17 protein-coding genes are annotated in these 16,196 nt (G+C 33.3%); 5 read left to right on the top strand and 12 right to left on the bottom strand.

Annotated features, from left to right (window positions below; translation table 11 throughout):
* Window positions 1-12: 12 nt before the first annotated feature.
* From DYH56_RS10130 to DYH56_RS10115, 4 genes are all read right to left on the bottom strand, one after another.
* Complete coding sequence (locus tag DYH56_RS10130; protein WP_114642753.1) at window positions 13-204, bottom strand: hypothetical protein; 192 nt, start codon at window positions 202-204, stop codon at window positions 13-15.
* Window positions 205-317: 113 nt separating this feature from the next.
* Complete coding sequence (locus DYH56_RS10125; protein ID WP_114642752.1) at window positions 318-626, bottom strand: hypothetical protein; 309 nt, start codon at window positions 624-626, stop codon at window positions 318-320.
* A gap of 212 nt (window positions 627-838) precedes the next feature.
* Window positions 839-1,276: a MarR family winged helix-turn-helix transcriptional regulator gene (locus DYH56_RS10120; RefSeq protein ID WP_114642751.1), complete on the bottom strand. Its 438-nt coding sequence runs from the start codon at window positions 1,274-1,276 to the stop codon at window positions 839-841.
* Window positions 1,277-1,508: 232 nt separating this feature from the next.
* Entirely contained in the window at window positions 1,509-1,718 is a 210-nt protein-coding gene (locus DYH56_RS10115; protein WP_114642750.1) for a hypothetical protein, read from the bottom strand.
* 243 nt (window positions 1,719-1,961) lie between these two features.
* Here DYH56_RS10115 and DYH56_RS10110 point away from each other — a divergent pair, with 243 nt between their 5' ends.
* Window positions 1,962-2,201, top strand: coding sequence for a hypothetical protein (locus DYH56_RS10110; RefSeq protein ID WP_114642749.1), 240 nt, complete (start codon window positions 1,962-1,964; stop codon window positions 2,199-2,201).
* Window positions 2,202-2,344: 143 nt separating this feature from the next.
* Here the strand turns inward: DYH56_RS10110 and DYH56_RS10105 are convergent, their stop codons facing one another.
* Window positions 2,345-2,542, bottom strand: a complete 198-nt coding sequence (locus DYH56_RS10105; RefSeq protein WP_114642748.1) for a hypothetical protein — start codon at window positions 2,540-2,542, stop codon at window positions 2,345-2,347.
* Between the two features lie 382 nt (window positions 2,543-2,924).
* On the opposite strand from DYH56_RS10105, the gene DYH56_RS10100 reads away from it, so the two are divergent.
* The 4 genes from DYH56_RS10100 (at window position 2,925) to DYH56_RS10085 (ending at window position 6,725) form a co-directional block, all read left to right on the top strand.
* The gene (locus DYH56_RS10100) at window positions 2,925-3,338 is read left to right on the top strand and encodes an ankyrin repeat domain-containing protein (RefSeq protein WP_114642747.1); all 414 of its coding nucleotides are present in this window, start codon (window positions 2,925-2,927) and stop codon (window positions 3,336-3,338) included.
* Window positions 3,339-3,531: 193 nt separating this feature from the next.
* Window positions 3,532-3,816, top strand: a complete 285-nt coding sequence (locus tag DYH56_RS10095; protein ID WP_114642746.1) for a hypothetical protein — start codon at window positions 3,532-3,534, stop codon at window positions 3,814-3,816.
* Between the two features lie 157 nt (window positions 3,817-3,973).
* The gene (locus DYH56_RS10090) at window positions 3,974-4,552 is read left to right on the top strand and encodes a glutamine amidotransferase-related protein (RefSeq protein ID WP_114642745.1); all 579 of its coding nucleotides are present in this window, start codon (window positions 3,974-3,976) and stop codon (window positions 4,550-4,552) included.
* 16 nt (window positions 4,553-4,568) lie between these two features.
* Window positions 4,569-6,725, top strand: a complete 2,157-nt coding sequence (locus tag DYH56_RS10085) for a M20/M25/M40 family metallo-hydrolase (RefSeq protein ID WP_114642744.1) — start codon at window positions 4,569-4,571, stop codon at window positions 6,723-6,725.
* 96 nt (window positions 6,726-6,821) lie between these two features.
* On the opposite strand, the gene DYH56_RS10080 is transcribed toward DYH56_RS10085, so the two are convergent.
* The 7 genes from DYH56_RS10080 to DYH56_RS10050 all read right to left on the bottom strand — a co-directional run bounded on the left by DYH56_RS10080 (window position 6,822) and on the right by DYH56_RS10050 (window position 16,140).
* The gene (locus DYH56_RS10080; protein ID WP_114642743.1) at window positions 6,822-8,588 is read right to left on the bottom strand and encodes an NADH-dependent [FeFe] hydrogenase, group A6; all 1,767 of its coding nucleotides are present in this window, start codon (window positions 8,586-8,588) and stop codon (window positions 6,822-6,824) included.
* 8 nt (window positions 8,589-8,596) lie between these two features.
* Window positions 8,597-10,396 (bottom strand): NADH-ubiquinone oxidoreductase-F iron-sulfur binding region domain-containing protein, encoded by a 1,800-nt coding sequence (locus tag DYH56_RS10075; RefSeq protein WP_114642742.1) that lies wholly within the window; start codon window positions 10,394-10,396, stop codon window positions 8,597-8,599.
* Between the two features lie 12 nt (window positions 10,397-10,408).
* A complete protein-coding gene (locus DYH56_RS10070) occupies window positions 10,409-10,888 on the bottom strand; it encodes an NADH-quinone oxidoreductase subunit NuoE family protein (protein ID WP_114642741.1) in 480 nt (159 codons plus the stop codon).
* A gap of 293 nt (window positions 10,889-11,181) precedes the next feature.
* A complete protein-coding gene (iadA, locus tag DYH56_RS10065) occupies window positions 11,182-12,348 on the bottom strand; it encodes a beta-aspartyl-peptidase (RefSeq protein WP_114642740.1) in 1,167 nt (388 codons plus the stop codon).
* 87 nt (window positions 12,349-12,435) lie between these two features.
* Window positions 12,436-13,920 (bottom strand): YfcC family protein, encoded by a 1,485-nt coding sequence (locus DYH56_RS10060; protein ID WP_114642739.1) that lies wholly within the window; start codon window positions 13,918-13,920, stop codon window positions 12,436-12,438.
* A gap of 90 nt (window positions 13,921-14,010) precedes the next feature.
* On the bottom strand, window positions 14,011-14,700 hold the full coding sequence (gene cuyB / locus DYH56_RS10055) for a cysteate racemase (RefSeq protein WP_114642738.1): 690 nt from the start codon (window positions 14,698-14,700) through the stop codon (window positions 14,011-14,013).
* Window positions 14,701-14,721: 21 nt separating this feature from the next.
* Window positions 14,722-16,140 carry an aspartate ammonia-lyase gene (locus tag DYH56_RS10050; protein ID WP_114642737.1) on the bottom strand — a complete coding sequence of 473 codons (1,419 nt, stop codon included), beginning with the start codon at window positions 16,138-16,140 and terminating at the stop codon, window positions 14,722-14,724.
* Window positions 16,141-16,196: the final 56 nt, after the last annotated feature.

Here is a 16,196-nt window from a genome sequence, read left to right as displayed (position 1 = left end):
TATCCAATAGCTTTAATTGCCAAAAATATTACTTACCTTTACTGAATTTCCTGGATTCAATTTATCCTGAGAACTTTCCTGTTCCTGAATTTGTTCCTTTTTAACATTATCAAAAATGTTACTTAGTTTTACCTCTGTTCCTTTTTCACTTGAAAAAGATAAAGCACCCATTACCAGCATCATACCTAATATTAATTTTTTCATTTTTACGCCTCCTACAGCTATTTATTTATTTTTACCTTTACGTTAAATTTATTCATTTTCGGACAATAATTTTAAAAAAATTTCTTTCATATTATTAATTATATCTAATGACTTTAGTTGTCAAACATATTATTTAACATTACTTCTCTTTTTCTCTTTAACTCCTCCTTATTGTAGCTAGGTTTTCTCCTCAATTTGAAATCATCAAAATCCTGTCTGTCTACACCTCTGTTTCTATCGTTAGAAAGGGATCTCTTGTTATTGAAAACCAGATCATCAAAATAATCTACTCTGCCGTTATCACTATCGTTAGAAAGGGATTTGTTATTATCAAAATCGTGCCTGTCTACACCTTTGTCTCTATCCTTAGAAAAAGATAAAAAAACCGTTACTAACATCATACCTAATATTAATTTTTTCATATTTATGTCTCCTGCAGCTATATACTTTTTTTCAAATTTTAAAATTCATTCATTTCCGTATGATTACTCTAAAAAAAATATCCGATTCCGAATGTTGTTCTTAAATTAAATGGGGATTAATATCCCCAGAAAATTTATTCTTTATCGAACAAATTAAGTGTATCCGATTCCGAATGTTATGTCAATGTTTTTTTAAAATATTTTTTTGAGCTCTATTTCAATGTTTTTTTAATATTATCTTTCATCTCCAGAAGTATCGTTTTTAATTCTTCCTTCTGCTCTTCAGAAAGTCCAACTGTGATTTTTTCTAAAAATTCAGCTGCTATTTCATCAAACTCCCTTGCATATTTCAACCCTTCTTCAGTAAGCTTTACATACAGGTGTCTCTTGTCTAGGGTACAGTTTAATTTCTCAACAAGTCCCTCCTCAGAGTATTTACGTAAAATATCACAAAGTGTAGATTTAGACTTTCTCCATAGATGAGCTATATCCTTAAACTCCAGCTGATTATTGATGGAAAGTATCATAAATAAACCCACATGTTTTCCTTCAATTGGTATATCTCTTTTTTTTAATTCAACCTTTAAGTAGTCGGCGAAGTCGTTACCTATATGATATATTATTCCCATTATAGAACTTGCTAAAACCATATTATTACCCCCGTTTTATCTATTTATAACATTATATACGGTTTCGAATGAATTGTCAAATGTTTTAGCCTATCAGAAAATACTAATAGTATCTTTAAAAAAAGCCTTATTTAAAATTAGAGGAATTAATAAATAAAATAGTAATTTACGATCCAGCCTGTGTCTAGAAAGGTAATAAAAAAGATCCCATTTAGGATCTTTAATTTTTTTATTTGATAATGTTATAGTCTTACTAAAAATTTTTATTAAGCATTTCACCTGTTTTATAATTAAAACATTCAATTTTTAAATCAGGATATTTTTCTAAAAGATTACCATAAGCTTCTAATGCTAATTCTTCTTTATTAACCACTCTTTTTTCTGTTATAAAGGTTCCTTCTTCGGTTATTTTTTCAATTACTCTAACGATGTAACCATTGTTGTTCTTTCTGGATATATTCATGACGGCACCTCTCCTTTGTATACTACATTGTATCACAGATATCATAAATGTCATAAGTTTAAAATAAATATTTATAAAACTTGGCATTCTATAGTAGAACACCGTCTATTTGTATTGATTTTATAATCATGGGAGTAATACAATTTTGAAAACTTTAAAATAAGAAATAGAAGGAATATTGAAAAATTGTTATATATTAAAGTTAACTTATTGTTTATTTTATAAAATCAGGAGGTTGGGAATATGAGTAGTAGTTCAGTAGAGGTTGAAGTCGAAAGTTCTAATTACTATGTTAATAAAAATCCACAAGACAATGGAGATCATGAGGTACACAGGGAAGATTGTGAAAAGTTACCTAGTCCAGCAAATAGGGAATATCTTGGACATTTTGATTGTTGTGAAGATGCAGTAGAAAAAGCTAAACAAATATTTTCACAATCCAATGGATGTCTTTATTGTTCAGAAAAATGTCATACCAATTAAAATCATCAATTATCTCAGATAAAATCCATAATAAAACAAAGACAAAAATTAAAAAAATAATAAATAAAGGACACTAATTTTTTTAGTGTCCTTTTAAGGTCGATTTTATTGACTTCTCTAAATGTTGATCCCTCCAACTTGTATTAATAATAATACTCATCAAACTCTGCTTCATATGAATCATCAGGATGATCTAAATCATATTTTTCAAGGATTTCTTCTTTCATTTCTTCTATCTCAAACCATTCAGGAGTATATATTTCTTCTTCACGTTCAAAAAGTTCTAAATACTTGTTAAAATCCTCTGGTGTCATAATCTCTTCTAATTCATCTAAATCCATAATTTATTCTCCTTTTTTAAATTTATTAAAAAGTTTTATTCTCCTTTATTATAGAAATATCAGGTTGATTTAGGAGGTCTTCTTCTTTTTATTGTCATTATAGTACTATATTTTTATGGATTAATCAATTGTAAATATTTAATTTTTTCATACAAAATCATCTATAAAATCCTGATGTGATTTTACTCAAAAATTAAGTTGACTTTTTAATTGTAAAAGCATAAAATATCTTGCTAATAATCATTTATATACAATATAAATGATTTTAACATAGAAATTATGTGCTATGGAGGAAGAAATAAATAGAGGTTTTATTTACAGATGAGCGGGTAAATTTAAAAAACACACTACTTTTAGGTGTTAAGAACTTTAGGGGGCATTAATGGATATTTTAAAATATTTAAATGAAGAAAAATTAGATTATTTTTTGAAAATTTTTGACTTTGAAACTTTAGATATTGGAGATGAAGAAGGAAATACACTTCTTCATAAACTTGTAAAGATAGGAAATATTTATGGGGTTGAGGTCTTAGCTGATCTTGGAGCAAATGTAAATGCTAGAAATAAAAAAGGCGAAACTCCTGCTCACATTGCAGTAGAGATAGATGATAGTGAAATATTCCAGATTCTCATGGATTATGGAGCAGACCTGAGTATCAGAAATAATTCCCAAAGGACTCTCGAACAGCTTGCTAAGATGAAGAATATGATGGGGATATTAAAAATTATTCAGGATTATAGTGAAGATTATGGATATGTTGAAAAGATGAAGTGTCACAAAAAATTAGAAGATTAATTTAAATATAGTTTTATTTTTTTCGAAAATAAAATAACTTTTTTTAAAATTAATTTTCAACAGAACCAGAAAGATTTATTAAACTAATTTTATAACTCATTAGTATTTATTTTTTATATTGACATTTTTGATTTTTTAGTATAAATTAATAGAGCGAATTTCAAAAAAATGAATAGGTAAAGGGGTTAATAAAATGATTTCGATCGGTAAATCTAGTATGGCTTATAAAAATTATTCATGGAAAATTTATGACGAGGGAGACCCTAAGATAACAGGGAAACTGGACTCTACTAATTTTGATAAGAATGAAGGACATGAGATGCTATATATTATCAAAAAATTGACAGAAATATGGAAACTTGAAGACAGATACAGTATAAGAAAAATAGAAACAATGATTTATAAATCTTTACCAGAAGGTAAAAAAGAACAAGAAGAGGTTAAAAACTGGGTACGAGACAACTGGGATTATTATTAGTATTAAATAAAATTATGGCGGATAATGGAGGATAAAATTTTAAACATAGCTGCTGTAATTTTTTTTATGTCTATTAATTTATTTTATACTTATACTATCTTAAAATAAAATAACATAATATTTTTAGTTTTTATAAAAATTTTAAAAGAGGTGTAATATGCTTTTAATTATCGATAATCAGAGTAGTTTTATAAAAAAATTTAAGAGATATTTTTTATCGGAACAAGATTTTGATTATATTTTTTTTGATCATAATCAGCCTCTTAATTTATCTGCAAAAGCGAAGGTAAAAGGGATAATATTATCGGGGGGGAGGGGGAATCCATATGAACCTTTAAATCTCACATCGAATTTTATAGCCTTGATGAATTTTGATGTCCCTGTCCTTGGACTTTGTCTCGGTCATGAGATACTAACAGTAGCCAATATGGGAAGGATAAAAAAATTATCTGAACCTCAGAGAAAAAAGGAAAAAATTACTATTACAGATCCAAATGATCCAATATTTAAAGGTTTGAATAAAACAGAGGTATATTTTACCAGAAGACATAATTATTATGTTGCTGAATTACCGGAAAATTTTATTAGAATAGGTGAATCAAAAATCTGTCAAAATGAAATAATAAAACATAGAGAAAAACCAATTTATGGTTTCCAATCACATCCTGAAGCATCGGGAGAAGATGGAATTTTAATTATAAAAAATTTTTTAAAAATTTGCGGGTTTGAAATATAAAATTTTGGAGGAAGAAATGAGAGTAGCAATAATTTATAACAAAGATTTCAGTAATGTAATAAATGTCTTTGGTATGCAGAATAAAGAGATATATAATCCTTCAGTTGTAAAGCGTGTAGCAGATGCCCTTGAAAAAGGCGGTCATAATGTAGAGATTATAGATGGGGATATGCATGTTATAGATAATATAAGAGATTTTTTCCCTAAGGTACAGGACGGGGAAAAATTTGGAATTGTCTTTAATATGGCTTATGGAATACAGGGAGAAAGCAGATACACGCATATCCCGGCAATGCTGGAGATGCTTGGAATTCCCTATGTGGGTTCATCTCCATCGGGACATGCAATTGCACTGGATAAAATAATTACAAAGATAATATTGCAAAAAAATAACATTCCTACACCGGATTTCTGGGTGTTTTCATCTGTTGATGAAGATATGAGCGATGTAGAGTTTCCGGTAATTGTAAAGCCTAAAATGGAGAGTGTTTCATTTGGTTTGAGAGTTGTATATAATTTGGAAGAATTAAGAGATGCAGTCGGATTTATAATAGATGAGTTTAAACAGCAGGCTCTTGTTGAAAAGTTTATCAGAGGAAGGGAATTTGCAGTAGGAGTTATCGGTAATTCACCGGTAGAAGTGCTGCCTGTTCTTGAGATTGATTTGAATGGTGATCCAGATGCAATCCAAACGGTAGATGATAAAAAATTTAAACCAAAAGATAAAATATGTCCTGCTGATATAGACGAAGAGTTAGCAAAAAAAATGCAGGATCTGAGTCTTAAAGTTTTTAAAACTTTAGGATTGAGAGATTTTTCCAGAGTTGATATCAGACTGGATGAAGAAAATAATATTCATATACTAGAAGTAAATTCAATGGCCAGTTTAGGAGCAACCGGTTCATATGTTACTGCGGCCAAAGCGGCAGGCTATGATTTTGATTCCTTGGTAAATAAAATGCTTGATGTAGCCTCTTTCCGATATTTTTCAAAGGAAAATATCGGAATAGACCATAAGATAGACGGTAAAAAGATAGCCCTGCCAATCAGAGCAAAGAGTTTTTTAAGAAGCAGATTAGACCAAACAGAAAATCTTTTAGAGGGTGTAATAGACATAAATACCTATTATAAAAATATAGAGGGTGTAAATAGATTTGGAAATATCATAAAAAAAAGCTTTAATAATTTAGGCTTTAGTTATGAGAGTTTTCCACAGACAGAAGTTGGAAATATCTTGTTTTTTTCAAACAGTGATGATGGAGAATATGATTATCTTTTAATTGGAAATCTAGACAACAATGTAAAATTAAAAAAACAAAAATACTTTATGAAAACTGAACACAAGATTTTTGGAACCGGTGTATGGGAGCATAAGGGCGGAATAGTAATGATGCTTCAATCCCTCCAAAGTCTTAAATATCTCAGAATGTTAAAGAAAATGAAGATAGGAGTTTTGCTTACAACTGATGAAACGGTACAAGGCAGATTTTCAAGGAATATAATTAAAGAAAAATCTAAAAAAGCAAAATATATATTCGGACTTCATGGTGGGTTCCCTGATGGTGGGATGGTAACGAGCAGATCAGGATCAGCATCATATACCTGCAATATGAATTTAAGAGAAAATAAAAACTCAGAAGATGTTTCAAAAGCTGTAGCTGTATTTTCAAAACTAGTTTCAGACTGGACGAATTTATCCAATGAAGAGAAAGGGATCATAATATCCCCAAGAGAATTTAAAATAGAATCTAATATAACGGAACCTTTTGCTCATGCCGATCTTGAATTGAGTGTAAGATTTAATGACAACGAAATGTTTAAAGTTTATGATGAGAAAATCAGAAAGATAGTTCCTGCAAACAAATATAAGAAATTCATTGATTTTCATTTGGAAGGCGGACAAAAAAGACCTGCATTAACTGCAACAGAGAAATCAGATGAAATAATGTCAATAATAAAAAATATTGCAGATAATTTTGATATAAGGATAAATGGCGAGCACCGTTGGAGTTCTGCCGATATATCAAATGTTGAAAGTGGGAAATATGTGATTGATGGATTTGGCCCAAGCGGGAAAAAAGAATATATAGGAAATGAATATATATTAAAGCATAATCTCCTTGAAAAATCACTCTTATTGGCGACAACTTTAATGGAGTTAGAAAAAATTTAAAGAATTTATAATTAATTTTGAGGCATGACCCTTTTGGGTCAGCCTCAATTTTTTATTGCTAAATCTAATAATTAACCGATTAGAGAAACACATTATTTAGTTTTTCTTTCTAGGAAAGTATTTCGTATGCAAAAGTTCGTGTGCTTTATGACTCATAGGTTCTCCCAGATGTTTTTCATAGAGTTCTTTAATATAAGGATTTTCATGGGATTTCCTTATTTTTTTATTATTATCTACAGCCTGTATCCCCTCAAATCTTTTTCTAATAATTTCAAAATCACCATGGTGGTAAGGCTGACCTCCTCCTCCTATACATCCACCTTTGCATGCCATAATTTCTATAGCGTGCAGAACCTCTTCTCCATTCCTAATTTTATCTAATAATTCCCTGGCTGATCCTAATCCATGGGCTATGCCAATTCTCAGGGGGGATCCATCTATTGTCAGTTCAGGAACTTCAGCTATCCTTACCCCCTCTAATCCCCTCAATTGGGAGAAGTCAACATTTTCTAAACTGGTTCCTGTAATCCATTCATAGGCAGTTCTCGTAGCCGCTTCTATTACTCCCCCTGTCCTGCCAAATATATCGGCAGCTCCACTTGAAACTCCAAAGGGATTATCAAAAGGCACATCCTTCAATACTTCAAAATTAAACCCGCTCTGCTTTATTAAATTAGCTAATTCCCTGGTTGAAATAGACAGGTCGGTATCCCTATTTCCATCTTTTGAAAATTCATCCCTGGAGGCCTCGTATTTTTTAGCCAGACACGGCATTATAGAGATAACAAATACATCTTCTCTTCTCAGCCCCATATCCTCAGCCCATATTTCTTTTATCACACTACTGAACATTTGCTGGGGAGATTTAGCAGTAGATGGGATATCCAGCATTTCAGGATAATTATGTTCTATAAATTTCACCCATGCCGGGCAGCATGATGTGAGCAGGGGAAGTTTTACATCTTTATCCCCAGCCAGGTATTTTTCTATTCTGGTTTTTAATTCTGCTGCCTCCTCCATAATAGTCAAATCTGCAGCAAAATTAGTGTCAAATACATGATCAAATCCCATCTTTTTCAAGACATTGACCATTTTCCCGCTTACATCTGTTCCTGGTTCAAACCCAAATTCTTCACCGAGAGCTACCCTCACAGCCGGGGCGATCTGTGCTACCGTTGTTTTACTGGGATCAGCCAAGGCCTCCACTGCCTCCCAGGTATAATCTCTCTCATGGAGAGCTCCAACAGGGCATACAGCTACACATTGACCGCAAAAAGTACAGTTAGTGTCCTCTATATCCAGTTCATGGGTAGGGGAAATAGCTGCTTCAAATCCCCTGTTAACAGCAGACAGCACATAACAGGTCTGGACCTTATTACACATAGTTTCACACCTTCTACACATAATACACTTATCGATATCCCTTATTATTGCAGCTGAATTATCTATTCTATAAGTTGATTCTTCCCCTTCAAATCTGATATTTTTTATTCTGAATTCATCCGCTAATTTTTGTAATTCACATTCTCCCGATTTTGAACATGTCAGACAGTTTTTTGGATGATTAGATAAAAGTAACTCTAAAATTGATTTTCTTATTTCAATGAGTTCCGGAGAATTAGTAACTATTTCCATACCTTCAGATACCTTAGTTTCACATGATGGGTAGAGATTTTCCTGCCCATTTACCTCCACAACGCAAATCCTGCATGAAGCACAGTCATTGATATAATCCATTTCACCTATTTTTAAGTGACAGAGAGACGGGATATGTATTCCTGCACTCTTGGCAGCGTCTAAAATTGTAACCTGTTCGGGTGTTTCTATTTCTATACCATTAATTTTTATCTTTACAGTTTCCATCTTCCCTCCTATCTCTTCTCAATTGCATTGAATTTACAAGCATTGTAACATGCGCCGCATTTAATACACCTGTCTTGAAAAACAAAATGTTTCTCTTTTGCCCTTCCCATAATAGCTTCTGTGGGACATGCCTTTGCACAGGCAGTACAGCCGATACATTTATCTGTAATGGTAAACTGGATGAGGTTTATACATACAGTAGCCGGACATTTTTTCTCCTTTACATGGGCTGTATATTCCTCATGAAAATTTTTAAGGGTAGATAGGACAGGATTTGGAGCAGTTTTTCCAAGCCCGCATAAAGATGCTCTTTTTATTGTATTGGACAGATCCTTTAATAAATTAAGATCATTTAAACTGCCTTTTCCATCTGTAATTCTTTCTAAAATTTCATATAACCTTTTAGTACCTATTCTGCAGGGTGTACATTTACCACAAGATTCTTCCACAGTAAAACCTAGGTAAAATTTAGCTACTGCAACCATACAGTCATCTTCATCCATTACTATCATTCCACCGGATCCCATCATAGAACCTTTGGCTATTAAGTTATCAAAATCTATAGGGGTCTCCAGGTCCTTTTCTGTAAGACAGCCTCCAGAAGGCCCGCCAGTTTGAACAGCTTTAAATTCTTTGTTTCCTACAATCCCGCCGCCAATATCAAAAATAACCTCTTCCAAGGTGGTTCCCATAGGAACTTCTATAAGTCCGACATTTTTTACCTTTCCAGCCAATGCAAAAACTTTAGTCCCGGATGATTTTTCCGTACCAATATTTTTAAACCAAAGGGCCCCCTTTTTAATTATAGAGGGGATATTTCCATAAGTTTCTACATTATTTACATTTGTAGGTTTTTCCCAGTACCCGGCTTCAGCGGGAAAAGGTGGTTTTAAGGTGGGTTCTCCTCTTTTTCCTTCCATGGAATGGACTAGAGCGGTTTCTTCCCCGCAAACAAATGCCCCTGCTCCATATTTTAAACGAATTTTAAAGTTGAAATCAGTTCCAAATATTTTTTCCCCCAAAAGTCCGTGGGTATTTGCATCCATAATTGCTTTTTCAAGTCTTTTAATAGCCAGAGGATATTCCGCTCTAATATAAATAATTCCCTGATCGGCTCCTATGGCGTATCCGCAAATTGCCATAGCTTCTATAATAGTATGGGGATCTCCTTCTAATACGGATCTATCCATAAATGCTCCCGGATCCCCTTCATCAGCATTACATACTACATATTTTTGATCTGCTTTATTATCAGCTGCAAATTGCCATTTTAAACCTGTAGGATAACCTCCTCCCCCTCTTCCCCGGAGGCCGGAAAGTTTTATTTCATCTATTACCTCCTGTGGTTTCATCTTTGTTAGAACTTTATTTAAAGCAAAATACCCGTTATTTCCTATGGACTCAACTATATTTTCAGGGTCTATAAATCCGCAATTTTTTAAAACTATTTTTTTCTGCTTCTTACTTATAAATACGTCGGTTTCACGGGTTTTATTATATTTGATATCCTTTAATATTTTTTCAGCTTTTGCAATATTGAGATTTCCAAAAATATTGGGTTCTCCTCCTGGAAGGGTAACTTCTATTGTCGGTTCGGAATGGCAGAGCCCCATACACCCTGTAGAGATAAGTTTTATAGAATCATTCCCTTCCCTCTCTATCTCCTCTTTGAAGTACTCAAAAATAGTGTCAGCTCCAGCAGTTATAGCACAGGTAGACATAGATACTTTTATAATAGTTTTATTTTCTTTATCAGCTAAATATTTTTCTTCTCTTATCTTATTCAAATCATTAATTCCATTAATCACCTTGTCTCCCCCCTAATTATATTCTTTTAGTATATTGGCCACTTCATCAGCCTTAACCCTTCCATAGACTTTTTTTCCTACAGTCACTATGGGAGCCATTCCACATGCCCCTACACATCTGAGGATATCGATGGAAAATTTCCCATCATTTGACGTTTCTCCGATTTTTAATCCTAACTCCCTCTTAAATTCATTTAAAATATTTTCAGAACCATTAACATAACATGCAGTTCCCATACAAATTGAAATAGGATGTTCCCCTTTCGGTGTCGTAGTAAAGAATGAGTAAAAAGTTATTACACCATAAATCTCTGAAAGGGGGATATTCATTTTTTCCCCCACATGGGTCTGCACTTCCAAGGGGAGATATCCAAAAAGATCTTGTGCTCTATGCAAAACTGTGATTAGTTCTCCTCTTTGATCTTCTAAAGAATCAATAAACTCATCTAATTTTGTAAAATATTCATCTTTTAATCTGTTATTACATCTCACTATAATTCCTCCTCGTTTATAATTAGAACTTTCATCATAAATATTAAAACACTATACTTTAATAATACTTTAGTATCTGTAAAAATCAAATAAAATAAATTTTTAGGCCATTCACACAAGGCTTTTACTTATATTTTAATAGGATAATAAGCTTGGTAAAAAATAGAGCTCCTTGAAAAGGAGCAAGACATATTTTAATTAACTGATAAGAATGATTGCTCAAAAAAACTGGAGAGATTGGAAAAGGGCAACCCTTTTGGTTTGCCCTTTTTTAAAAATCATTTTAATTTTTCTTAGTTTTCAAAAGTTCCATAAACTACAGGCACCTTTTTTTCAACCATTATATTTCCCAAAGCCAATACTGTATCTATATCTAAATTTTCATCCAAAACTACCAAGTCAGCATCAAAACCTTCTTGAATAAATCCTTTTCCAGTTAATTTAAATATTGTAGCTGGATTTGAAGTGATAACTTTTATGATCTCTTCTAATTTTAATCCTTCCTCTTCCATTCCTTCCTTTACAGCTTCGAAAAGTGTTTTACATTTACCTATTTTAAGTCTGATTAAATTTCCTTCTGAATCAAATTCAGGCAAGCTTCCCTGTCCATCTGAGGTATAAGTAATTTGAGAAATATCTACTCCAGCTTCTATGGCCAATTTTGTAGCTTTTCCACATTTAATCTCTCCATCGGCTAAATATTCAGGTGTAGTCGAAGTGGTGAAGTCTAAATATCCACCTTTTTTTCCATACTCTATTCCAGCTTCAAATAGATACGGATTTCTATTCATATGAGTAGGTACAAATTGTTTCATAGGAATATCTCCCTTATTTAGAGTATCTAAAAGTAAGTTTGTAACGTTCTTACTATCACCCATATGAACTCCGATGATTCCAGCTTTCCCGGATAGAATTCCTCCTAACCTCGTTTCAGATGCTACTCTCAAGAGTTCATCCACTGTAGGGTGGGATGATCTATGGTCTGCAACTGATAACTCTCCACATCCGATTACTTCCTCTATTAGGATGATATCATCTGAAATCTTTCCTGTAAGGGTTCTGACAGGTATCTCATAAGATCCTGTCAATACAAATGCAGATACCCCTTCTTCTTTTAAGCCCTTTGCTTTAGCTATTAAATTTGTTATAGTTCTAGTGGTACCATCGGTTCCTAAGACACCTATTACCGTAGTAACACCAGCAGTGGTCATATCTGTCAATTGAATTTCAGGAGTTCTCGTTTTAAAACTACCCTCTCCTCCTCCTCCGCAGATATGAACATGGGCATCGATAAATCCAGGGACTACTTTTTTTCCTTTTAAATCTATGATTGTAGCTATACTTTCATCTATCTTTATAGAGTCAGCTATCTTAGCTATCTTTTTATCTGCTATTAAAATATCTTTTTTTCCTATATACTCCGGTGTGTAGATCTCTGCATTTTTTAATAATTTAATCATTGTATTCCCCCTGAAATGTTTTATTAATACACTAACATTATCAAAATGGAGTTTATAGAATCTATAGACTCCATTTTAAATTAAACTTTACATCATTGTTCCTATTGCTAATAATAACATAGTAATCAATATAAATGAAACGAATAATGGCATTACAAATTTAAGCCATTTAGTATAAGATACTCTCGCTATTCCCAGTGCTCCCATTACCACTGCCGATGTAGGAGTAACTATATTTAATACCCCTGAAGCAGATTGATACGAAGTTACTACTATATTCTTTGCTAATCCTGAAAACTCTCCAAGGGGAGCCATGATAGGCATAGATAAAGTGGCTAGTCCAGAGGTCGAAGGAACCAGGAAAGACATAGGCAGGTAGAATAAGTATGAGATAATTGCAAATGCTGTCGATCCCACACCTGTCAAAGCCTGTTCTCCCCAGTATAATACCGTATTGGTCATTCCACCAGCATTCATTACTATAGTAATTCCTCTAGAAACACCTACTATTAAGGCTACTCCTAAAAGATCTCTCGCACCATTTACAAATACAGATACTATTTCTTTTTCTTCCATCCCAAAAATTTTCCCTATTAAGACTGCCGAAACCATGAATAAAACAGTCATCTCTCCAAACCACCAGTCACCTAAAGGAACCATTCCACCTAAGAGTTTACCTATTACAGGTAGTGTGATGAAGAAATTATTCATATCTTCAAAGATTGTTATGTTAAATTTATATGCCCAAGGTATTACTCCTAATATCATAACAAGGAATGTCCCGCCAAAAATTCCAAGAATTATCTTTCTTTTGGAAGTTAATTCAGGTGTTTCTTGAGATTTAGTTCCTAAAAAATGATCTTCATTGGCTTTTTTAAGATCAAATATTATAGATTTACTTGGATCTTTTTTAACTTTTTCAGCATATCTCATCACGTAGATAATGGCAAAGGTAAGTAAAACAGCCATCATAATCAGTCTTAATCCAAGTCCGTCACCTATGGATATCCCCGCAAATCCAGAGGCTACTCCTGTAGCAAATGGGTTTACCGTAGAACACAGTACCCCTGTCCCGGCTCCAAGAAGGATTACTCCTACTGCTGTCATAGCATCATAGCCGGCTCCAATAAATACAGGTATCAATAAGGGATAAAAAGCGATGGTTTCTTCTGCCATTCCAAAAGAAGTTCCCCCTGCTGCAAATATCATCATAAGGATAGGAATCATTATCTTTTCCCTTCCCTTTAATTTTTTTATAACCTGCCCTATTCCTGCATCGATAGCACCTGTCTTCATTACTATACCTAAGAATCCACCAATTACCAATACAAACAATGCAATATCCTTAGCTTGATAAAAACCATTGATAGGAGCATTTATTACTTCCCATAACCCCTGTGGATTAGACTCCACTACCTGATAAGTTCCCGGAATTGGCTGTGGTTTAGATGCTGACGGGTCTACAAGATCATACTGTCCTGCCGGAACTATCCATGTTAATACCGCCACTATAGCTATTATACTAATTAAAATAGTATAGGCTGTTGGCATTTGAAATTTTTTCTTATTCATTTTTTACCCCCCTAGATTAAAAAAAATAATTATTACTAAATAATCTTATGTCTGATTACAGACTACGATGCTATAGTCATTCTTGCTTTGTTATACCCCTACAACTCTTTTTCCCATTAATCTTATTGTGCTAATAGCCAATATTTTAGTCGGATCTAAAAATTTACCCTTTATTCCCAATTGTTCAAAAGCTACAGGTAGTTCTGTGCATCCTAAAATAATATTATCTATTCCTAATTTACGAAAATATTCTATGACAGAATCTATATCTACTTCATCTATATTATCTTTCCCTTCTTTCACCCTATAGATCAATTCCATTACAATTTCTTGCAACTCCATAGGTGGTACCTCTACTTTTATTCCATATTTATCAAAGGTATCTTCATATATGTGCCCAGAATAAGTTCCCTTAGTTGCTAAAAGACCTACCTTTTTTACATCTTTTAATTCTTTTGCTACTTCATCTATCATATTTACAACTGGTATCTTTATTGATTTTTGGATTTTCTCGTAAAAATAATGAGCAGTATTACACGGTATAACTATAAAGCTGACTCCCATATCTTCTAGCTTTAAAGCTGAATCAATAAGATATTTTTCAGGGTTTTCTCCTTTGCCCAAAATATAAGCGGTTCTATCGGGAATCTCCGTATTATTGTCTATTAAAGTATGCACATGATCACTGTCTTTTTTTGCATCGGTATATTTTATTATTTTATTGCATAAATCCATTGTGGCAAGGGGTCCCATCCCGCCTAAAACTCCTACTATCTTCATTATTTTTAACTCCTCTTTTTATTAGTTCTTTTTCATTAATTCTTTTCCAGAGATCCCAGGATTAGTCATGTTATATACATCTAAAATAACATCTAATTCTTCATTAGTTAATAACCCTTTTTCTATTGTAAGTTCCCTTACAGTTTTTCCTGTTTTTAGCGATTCCTTAGCTACCTCAGCAGCATTTTTATACCCTACATGGGGATTGATAGCAGTGATAATTCCGATTGAATTCTTAACCACCTCTTCGGTTCTAGCCACATTAGGAGTGATTCCCTTGATACAGTTATGGTTAAGTGTTTGTACACCGTTTTTTAAGATTTGGATAGACTGGAACAAATTAAAGAATAACACTGGTTCGAATACATTTAACTCCAGTTGTCCCGCTTCAGCAGCCTTGGTTATTGTAAGATCATTTCCAAAAATTTGAAATGAAACTTGATTCATTACCTCGGGAATAACAGGGTTAACTTTTCCAGGCATGATGGATGATCCTGGCTGTTTTTGTGGTAAGTTTATCTCAAAGAATCCGGCTCTAGGTCCAGATGCCATCAATCTAAGGTCATTAGACATCTTTGATAAGTTTACAGCACATACTTTTAATGCCGATGATAACCATACAAAGCCATCTAAGTTTCTAGTCCCGTCTACAAGGTCTGTACTCTGCTTGAAGTCCATTCCAGTTACTTCACCTAATTTAGCTGCAATATCCTTTACATATGTAGTGTCTGCATTTAATCCGGTACCTACAGCTGTAGCTCCCATATTAACAAAGTAAAAATCTTCCAATGTCTCTTTTATCCTCTTGATATCTCTTCTTATAGGTCTGGCATAGGCTTTGAATTCTTGTCCTAATCTGATAGGGATAGCATCCTGTAAATGGGTTCTTCCCATCTTGATGACATGGTCAAATTCTGCTCCTTTTTCGTATAAAGATTCTTTTAAATCTTCCAATTCACTTAACAGTGATTCACAGAGTTGGATTACAGTCAATTTTCCACTGGTAGGAATAACATCATTGGTTGACTGCCCGTAGTTCACATGGTCATTGGGAGTAACAAATTCATATTTACCTAATTTTCCACCCATCAGTTCATTGGCTCTGTTGGCAATAACCTCGTTGATGTTCATGTTCATAGAAGTTCCTGCCCCGCCTTGGATAACGTCGGTAATGAACTGGTCATGGAATTTACCGTCGATGATCTCTTCACTGGCACAAATCATCGCTTCAGCAACGTCTTTTTCTATTACCCCAGCTTCTAAGTTCATAAGTGATGTAGCCTTCTTCACCATTGCCATTGATTTAATAAATGTAGATGATAATTTGTATCCTGTGATACCGAAGTTATTTCTTGCCCTCAGTGACTGGATTCCGTAGTATGCATTTGCAGGGACTTCCATTGTTCCCAATGAGTCTCCTTCAGTTCTAAATTTAATCATTTTAAATTCCCCTTTTTAATATTTATGTTTTTAAATTCAACTATTTCCCTACTTAA

The organism is Psychrilyobacter piezotolerans (assembly GCF_003391055.1).
Taxonomy (GTDB): Bacteria; Fusobacteriota; Fusobacteriia; order Fusobacteriales; family Fusobacteriaceae; genus Psychrilyobacter; species Psychrilyobacter piezotolerans.
This window is presented reverse-complemented; position numbering and strand designations above follow the sequence as displayed.

Coding starts and splice junctions, on each gene's coding strand:
- DYH56_RS10060 (WP_114642739.1), bottom strand. CDS start 13,920: ATGAATAAGAAAAAATTTCAAATGCCAACAGCCTATACTATTTTAATT.
- DYH56_RS10125 (WP_114642752.1), bottom strand. CDS start 626: ATGAAAAAATTAATATTAGGTATGATGTTAGTAACGGTTTTTTTATCT.
- DYH56_RS10095 (WP_114642746.1), top strand. CDS start 3,532: ATGATTTCGATCGGTAAATCTAGTATGGCTTATAAAAATTATTCATGG.
- DYH56_RS10110 (WP_114642749.1), top strand. CDS start 1,962: ATGAGTAGTAGTTCAGTAGAGGTTGAAGTCGAAAGTTCTAATTACTAT.
- DYH56_RS10050 (WP_114642737.1), bottom strand. CDS start 16,140: ATGATTAAATTTAGAACTGAAGGAGACTCATTGGGAACAATGGAAGTC.
- DYH56_RS10105 (WP_114642748.1), bottom strand. CDS start 2,542: ATGGATTTAGATGAATTAGAAGAGATTATGACACCAGAGGATTTTAAC.
- DYH56_RS10115 (WP_114642750.1), bottom strand. CDS start 1,718: ATGAATATATCCAGAAAGAACAACAATGGTTACATCGTTAGAGTAATT.
- DYH56_RS10120 (WP_114642751.1), bottom strand. CDS start 1,276: ATGGTTTTAGCAAGTTCTATAATGGGAATAATATATCATATAGGTAAC.
- DYH56_RS10080 (WP_114642743.1), bottom strand. CDS start 8,588: ATGGAAACTGTAAAGATAAAAATTAATGGTATAGAAATAGAAACACCC.
- DYH56_RS10130 (WP_114642753.1), bottom strand. CDS start 204: ATGAAAAAATTAATATTAGGTATGATGCTGGTAATGGGTGCTTTATCT.
- cuyB (WP_114642738.1), bottom strand. CDS start 14,700: ATGAAGATAGTAGGAGTTTTAGGCGGGATGGGACCCCTTGCCACAATG.
- DYH56_RS10100 (WP_114642747.1), top strand. CDS start 2,925: ATGGATATTTTAAAATATTTAAATGAAGAAAAATTAGATTATTTTTTG.
- DYH56_RS10085 (WP_114642744.1), top strand. CDS start 4,569: ATGAGAGTAGCAATAATTTATAACAAAGATTTCAGTAATGTAATAAAT.
- iadA (WP_114642740.1), bottom strand. CDS start 12,348: ATGATTAAATTATTAAAAAATGCAGAGATCTACACACCGGAGTATATA.
- DYH56_RS10090 (WP_114642745.1), top strand. CDS start 3,974: ATGCTTTTAATTATCGATAATCAGAGTAGTTTTATAAAAAAATTTAAG.